Raw genomic sequence first — 6173 nt, 5'->3', positions numbered from 1 at the left:
CCCGCCGCATCCAAGATTTGGAAGCGGCGGGCTACGCTGTTACGACACTCGTGTGACCGCCACCCCACTCCGTTTCTTCGAACGTCTGCCGCTGCTATGGGATCGCCGCGCCATCGCGTACGGCGTTGCGGTCGCCCTCTCCATCGCTGCCTGCGCAATCCGGATCGGCGTCGATCACCTGCTGCCGCCTGGCTTTCCGTTTTTGACCTTCTTCCCGGCGGTCATCATCTCGTCCTTCCTGCTCGGGCGCGGTCCCGGTTCAGCGGCTGCACTGTTGTGCGGTGTGCTGGCCTGGTATTATTTCATCGCGCCACGCCAAGGGTTCACACTCGGCGTCGATACCGCGGTAGCACTGCTCTTCTATGCCGCAGTCGCTGCCGTCGACATCGCGCTGGTCCACTGGATGCAGCAGGCCAATCACCGGCTGCGCGACGAGCGCGAACGCAACGCCGACCTTGCGCTGCGCAGCGGGCTGCTGGCTGATCGAACCGAGGTGCTGTTCCGCGAATTGCAGCACCGCGTATCGAATAATCTCCAGATGATCGGGGCCGTCCTCGCGTTGCAAAAGCGCGGTATCGCCGACCCTGCCGCGGCTCTTGCACTCGACAATGCAGCGACCAAGATCACGCTGATCGGCCGGATCCAGCGTCAGCTTTACGATACCAGCGGATCGCTGATCGCGCTTGACCAGTTCCTCCATCAACTGACTGCCGACGTGATCGAGGCGGGTGGCAATCCGGGTATCGTCCACTCGGTTTCCGCACCGCCCGGCGTCATGCTACCCCCCGACGCGCTGATCCCCGTTGCGCTGATCATGGCGGAGGCGATCGCCAACGCGATCGAGCATGGGCTGGTGGGACGCGATCATGGCAGCATCCGGGTCGATCTCGTCCAGACCGCCACCGGGTTGCAGCTCTGCGTGACCGACGACGGCGCCGGACTGCCCGAGGGATTCGACACGCGCGGCTCGACGAGCCTCGGCCTGAAGATCGCCAACACGCTAGCGCGACAGCTCGGTGGCAGCTTCGACGTCAGAAGCGCCGATCCGGTCGGCGCACAAAGCGTGCTGACCATCCCCCATTCCCCCGCAGGATAGCCCGTTACCTCATGATCATCCGCAGCGACGAATTCATCGATATCCCTCGAATCGCCAGCCGTACTCCTTCGGATGATGCCATGCCGTCACCAGGCGGCGTCATGCGCACGCACCTGTTCCGCCCCGCGGTCGAGGGACGCTATCCCGGCGTTCTGCTGTTCTCGGAGATCTACCAGGTCACGGACCCGATCCGCCGGCTTGCTGCCTATGTCGCCGGTCACGGCTTCTGTGTCGCGGTGCCCGAGGTCTATCATGAGTATGAGCAACCCGGGACGGTGCTGCGCTACGACGCGGCCGGCACCGATCGCGGCAACGCGCTGAAGGTCACGAAACCGGTTCCCGCCTTTGACGAGGATGCGGTCGCCGCGCTCGACGGCCTTGCTGCGCACCCCGCCTGTACCGGGCGGCTTGCGACGATGGGCGTCTGCCTGGGGGGACATCTCGCCTATCGCGCCGCACTCGATCCCCGCGTTGCAGCGGCTGCATGCTTCTACGCGACCGACATCCACGGCGGAACGCTCGGTGCGGGCAAGCAGGATGATAGTCTGGCGCGCATGGCAGAGCTGAAGGCGGAAACGCTGTTCATCTGGGGGCGGCAGGACCCGCATGTCCCGTTTGCCGCGCGCGAGACGATCCGCGCGCGACTGGAGGCGGTCGGTGCCACTTATGGCTGGCTAGAGGTCAACGGCCAGCACGCGTTTTTGCGTGACGAGGGACCACGCTATGATCCCGCCCTGTTCGCCCAGACGCTGAACGCGGTCATCGCTCTATTTAACCGCACCCTAGCCGGATGACGGCCCACCGCCGGTCAGCCGGCTAGGCGCCTCGCGGGCTCCGACGCAGGAGGCTCAGCGCGGCCACAACCGCGCTGCGCCGCGCACGCCCGAGGAATCACCCCAACGGGCCGGCACCACCTGCCCCTTCCAGTCGCCACCGAAGCTGTAGCGATCGATCACCGCGGGAAGCCGGGCGTAGATCGCCTCGACATTCGACATGCCGCCGCCGAACACGAAGACGTCCGGGTCGACGATATTGGCGATCATCGCCAGCGCGCGTCCGAGCCGATCGACATAGGTGTCGAGCGATGCGACCGCGTCGGCTTCGCCGTGTCGCGCGGCCTCGACGATCGCGGCGCCGTCGAGCATCTTCCCCGACCGCGCGGCATGGTCCTGCCGGAAACCGGTCCCCGATATCAGCATGTCGAGACACCCGTTTTGTCCGCACCAGCATGACGGACCGGGATATTCCGCCGCGGTCATCCACGGAAGCGGGACATGGCCCCATTCGCCGCCCATGCCGTTCGCGCCCTCGACGATGTGCCCGTCGACGACCAGCCCGCCTCCGACGCCGGTCCCGACGATCACCGCAAAGGCGGACCGCGCTCCCGCTGCCGCACCATCGACCGCTTCGGACAGTGCCATGCAATTCGCGTCATTGGCCATCCGGACCTGACGGCCCAGCGCAGTCTCCAGATCCTCGCGAAAGGCGCGGCCGTTGAGGAAGGTGGCGTTCGAGTTGCGCATCAGCCCGTCGCGCGGACTGATCGATCCGGGCGTACCGACCCCGATCGAGCCCATGGCGCCCGCCTCGCTCTCGGCGCGAGCGATCAGCTCGCCGATCGTCCCGATGGCGTCGTCGTAATTTCCCGGGTTCGGGCTGCGCACGCGGGCGAGGAACTGGCCGTCGGCGTCAAGGGCCGCTGCCTCGATCTTCGTGCCGCCGACATCGATACCGATCTGGATCACTGCATCTCTCTCTGACTTTGGTTTGGAGGCACCCTGCCCGCGAGAAAGATAAAGTCAATTTGCTTTAACAATCAGCCCTTAATCAGGATGGCGTCCGACGGCAGGATCCGGTCGAGAAACGGCAGGATCGCAGCGCCCACGGCGGGCGCATCGCGCGATAGTGTGGCGCGCCGGATCGGTGCACGCGCCGGGATCGTCGGCGCCGCCGCGATCAGCTTGCGCGTCGTTTCCGACGCCAGTCGGTCTAGCACCGTATCGGGCAGGCGTCCGCCGATCAGCACCGCGGCCGGATTGATCAGGCAGTTGACGGCGGTCAACGCGGGCACGAGCGCGCTCGCGCACTCGTCGACCCATGCATCAAGTGTCGCGCCGAACTGTTCGGCAACGTCCAGCGCCGGGTCGAACGGCGTGGTCAAGCCAGCCTGTTCAAGCCGCGCGGCGAGCGCGGACAAGGACACCACGTCCTGAAGCACCTGTCCCGGCATGCCCGCCAGCGGCAGAAAGCCGAGCTCCCCGCTGCGGGCGTCGGCGCCGCGATAATAGGATCCGTCGATGACGACCCCGCCCCCAAGCCCTGCGCTGACCAGAATGTAGAAGAAGCTCGCATGGTCGAGCCCGCCACCGAACTGCGCCTCGCCGATCGCCGCCGCCGCCGCGTCATTATCGATATGGACCGACCAGGGAACGACACCGGCGAGCAGCGCCTGGAGGTCGACAGCACCCCAGCATTCATAGCCCGCCGGACGATGCGGCAACGCCACCTGCCCCAGATCGTCGGGCAGTGCCACGCCGACGCCGAGGATGCGATCGGCGCGCAGCACGTCCGATCGCCGGATTTCCGCGATCTCCTTGCCGACGATACCAATGATGTCGTCGGGCATCGCGAACGCGATCTGCTGTGTGAACCGGGACCGGACCTGCCCCGCCAGATCGAGCGATACGAGCGTGACGTGATCACGGTCGATGTTCAGCCCGATCGCAAAGCATCCATCGGGGTTGATCCGCAATCGCACCGCCGGCTGGCCGCGTCCGCCCTTGCGGCGCCCGGCATCGACGATGAGATCGGCCTCGAACAGGCGCCCGGTGATATTCGCGATCGTTGGCGCGGTGAGGTTGGTCATCGTCGCGATCTCGGTCCGGGTGATGTCCGGGTTTCGACGGATCACCTGAAGCACGACGCGCTGGTTATAGTCGCCGGCCCGTTCGAGATTGGTGCCCGACAGGCTTGGGCCGAGCCGCACCGCGCGTTCCTCCGCAGTCACCCCGCCACCGGCATGCGGCTCGAAATCCGAGAAATCCACGGCTTGCTCCCTCCCCGGAACGTCGAGGCGCGCGTCGATGTGACTTCGCGCACCGCCCCGTCAGTCGTGCGTGCCGACGGCCCCAAATGCGATCCTATAGTCCGACATCCACCTCAACCGGTCAATTGAATATGCCAAGTTGGTTATATCTCCGCACCGGCCCGGCACGGCAGCCTGCATCCGGCAGCGAACAGGCGACGTCGCGCAGTTTCAAAGCGTGTGGTATCGCGCCGCAATTCAACCATTTGGAAAGATCGACATCGATGATTACACGGCTCGAAGATCTGGCGCGGGTCCGCGCCGAAAGCCGGTCGCTTGTCACCCGGCGATCCTTGATGTCGGCGGGCGCCGCAGTCGTACCGATTCCGGGCGTCGACCTGGTCGCGGATGTCGGCCTGTTGACGACCCTGCTGCCGAAGATCAGCGAAATGTTCCAGCTCGATCACGAGCAGGTGCAAAAGCTCGAGCCGCATCTCGCGCAGCAGGTTCTGGTGATGGCGTCGAGCATGGGCAATAACGTGATCGGGCGCATGGTCACCAAGCGGGTCGTAGCGGCGCTGCTGCGGCGCGTCGGTGCGCGGGTCGCGGCGGGATCGCTTGCCAAATATGTACCGTTCGTCGGTTCAGCCTTTGCCGCCACGATCAGCTTCGGGGCGATGAAGCTGGTCGGCAACGCGCATATCGAGGATTGCTACAAGACGGCGCTGGCCTTGCTGCCCGCGTCGGGGCAAATCGCTCCGGTCTCGACCCCGGCGGGCGGTATCGCACGCTGACCCCGGCGCACGCAGCGCCCCACGAACAGGACCGACACATGGCGAAACAATATTGGGCACAGTTGATCGACTTCGAAGAGGAGATGCAGTCCGCGTGCATCTCCGGCGCGACCGATCACGAGGATGCCGCCGAGACGCTCATCTCCGACTTCGTCGGGCAGATGGGTGGAGAAATCACCAAGGGCGCTGTGCGCGTCTGGGTACAGGGCGAAAACCGCGAGAAGGTCTATGACTGGACCGTCGACCTGATCATCCCAGAGGATGACGGCACGCACGGCGGCGAAGATGAAGAGATCGAGGTCGAGGCCGAGATCGAGTTGATCGAACGCACCTGACGCCCCCGCGCCAATCAGGCACCCCGTGCGCCGTGGCGTACGGGGTGCCCTGGCTTGAGCCGCAACAGATTAGCTCGGGGCGCCCTCGCCGCCGTTGAACCCGCGCTCGAGAATCTGTGCGACGAGCCGATCGCGTGAGCGCGCGGTTCGCTCTCCCAGGACGACGGCGATCAGTCGGCGGTTGCCGCGCTTGGCCGATGCCGCCAGATTGAACCCCGCCTCGACCGTATAGCCGGTCTTGATGCCGTCGAGCCCGTCAAAGGCGCCGAGCATGTGATTGTGGTTCTGCAACTGCCGTCCAGCCCAGCGAAACGACCGGGTGCTGAAATAGGCATAGCGATCCGCATGCTGGTCGATCAGTGCCTTGGACAACATGGCCATGTCGGTCGCGGTCGTGAGATTGGCGCCGGGCAATCCGGTGACGTTGGTGAACGACGTCCGCCGCATGCCGAGCGTCCGCGCCTTTGCGGTCATCCGCCGCGCGAAGCCGGCTTCGCTGCCACCCAGTTTTTCGGAAAGCGCTACCGCCACGTCATTGGCCGAACTCACCGCGATCGCCCGGATGGCTTCGCCGACGGTCAGCCCGGCACCGGGTCGCAGACCGAGCCGTGACGGCGGCTGGTTCGCCGCGGCCCGCGAGAATTTGACGGTGTCGGACAGCTGCAGCTTGTTCGCGTCGAGCGCGTCGAACGCCAGGAACAACGTCATCATCTTGGTCAGCGACGCGGGTCGACGGACCAGATTGGCCCCTTGCGCATATAATACCCGGCCATCGCGCGCATCGATCAGGATGGCCGACACCGTCCGCGCCGCCGCCGGCGATGGCGCGGCGAGCACCGGTTCCGCCAAAGCCGGAACCGCCATTGCCGTCCCGGGAATCGCCGCCAGCGGAACCGGCGCGGCGCGGCTCGCCACGCCGGCGG

At 65.9% G+C, this 6173-nt stretch carries 7 protein-coding genes; 4 read left to right on the top strand and 3 right to left on the bottom strand.

Going from position 1 to position 6173, the window contains the following annotated elements; all coding sequences use genetic code 11:
• Positions 1–52 precede the first annotated feature (52 nt).
• Together sphsw_RS09345 and sphsw_RS09340 are read left to right on the top strand one after the other, a co-directional pair.
• Positions 53–1096 carry a sensor histidine kinase gene (locus sphsw_RS09345; protein WP_031440375.1) on the top strand — a complete coding sequence of 348 codons (1044 nt, stop codon included), beginning with the start codon at positions 53–55 and terminating at the stop codon, positions 1094–1096.
• An 80-nt stretch (positions 1097–1176) separates the two neighbouring features.
• Positions 1177–1890 (top strand): dienelactone hydrolase family protein, encoded by a 714-nt coding sequence (locus sphsw_RS09340; RefSeq protein WP_235188344.1) that lies wholly within the window; start codon positions 1177–1179, stop codon positions 1888–1890.
• A gap of 54 nt (positions 1891–1944) precedes the next feature.
• Here sphsw_RS09340 and sphsw_RS09335 read toward each other — a convergent pair whose 3' ends face one another.
• Both sphsw_RS09335 and sphsw_RS09330 read right to left on the bottom strand, forming a co-directional pair.
• Complete coding sequence (locus sphsw_RS09335; RefSeq protein ID WP_031440373.1) at positions 1945–2841, bottom strand: ROK family protein; 897 nt, start codon at positions 2839–2841, stop codon at positions 1945–1947.
• A 71-nt stretch (positions 2842–2912) separates the two neighbouring features.
• Positions 2913–4142 carry an ROK family transcriptional regulator gene (locus sphsw_RS09330; protein WP_042466987.1) on the bottom strand — a complete coding sequence of 410 codons (1230 nt, stop codon included), beginning with the start codon at positions 4140–4142 and terminating at the stop codon, positions 2913–2915.
• Between the two features lie 263 nt (positions 4143–4405).
• Here sphsw_RS09330 and sphsw_RS09325 point away from each other — a divergent pair, with 263 nt between their 5' ends.
• Positions 4406–4915, top strand: coding sequence for a DUF697 domain-containing protein (locus sphsw_RS09325; RefSeq protein WP_042466986.1), 510 nt, complete (start codon positions 4406–4408; stop codon positions 4913–4915).
• A gap of 38 nt (positions 4916–4953) precedes the next feature.
• Positions 4954–5250: a hypothetical protein gene (locus sphsw_RS09320; protein ID WP_031393817.1), complete on the top strand. Its 297-nt coding sequence runs from the start codon at positions 4954–4956 to the stop codon at positions 5248–5250.
• 69 nt (positions 5251–5319) lie between these two features.
• Here sphsw_RS09320 and sphsw_RS09315 read toward each other — a convergent pair.
• Positions 5320–6173, bottom strand: an 854-nt coding sequence (locus sphsw_RS09315; RefSeq protein WP_327195640.1) for a D-alanyl-D-alanine carboxypeptidase family protein, incomplete at its 5' end; no start/stop codon positions are given.

The sequence above is a fragment of the Sphingomonas sp. FUKUSWIS1 genome, from assembly GCF_000733135.1.
Lineage (GTDB): Bacteria > Pseudomonadota > Alphaproteobacteria > Sphingomonadales > Sphingomonadaceae > Sphingomonas > Sphingomonas aerolata.
This window is presented reverse-complemented; position numbering and strand designations above follow the sequence as displayed.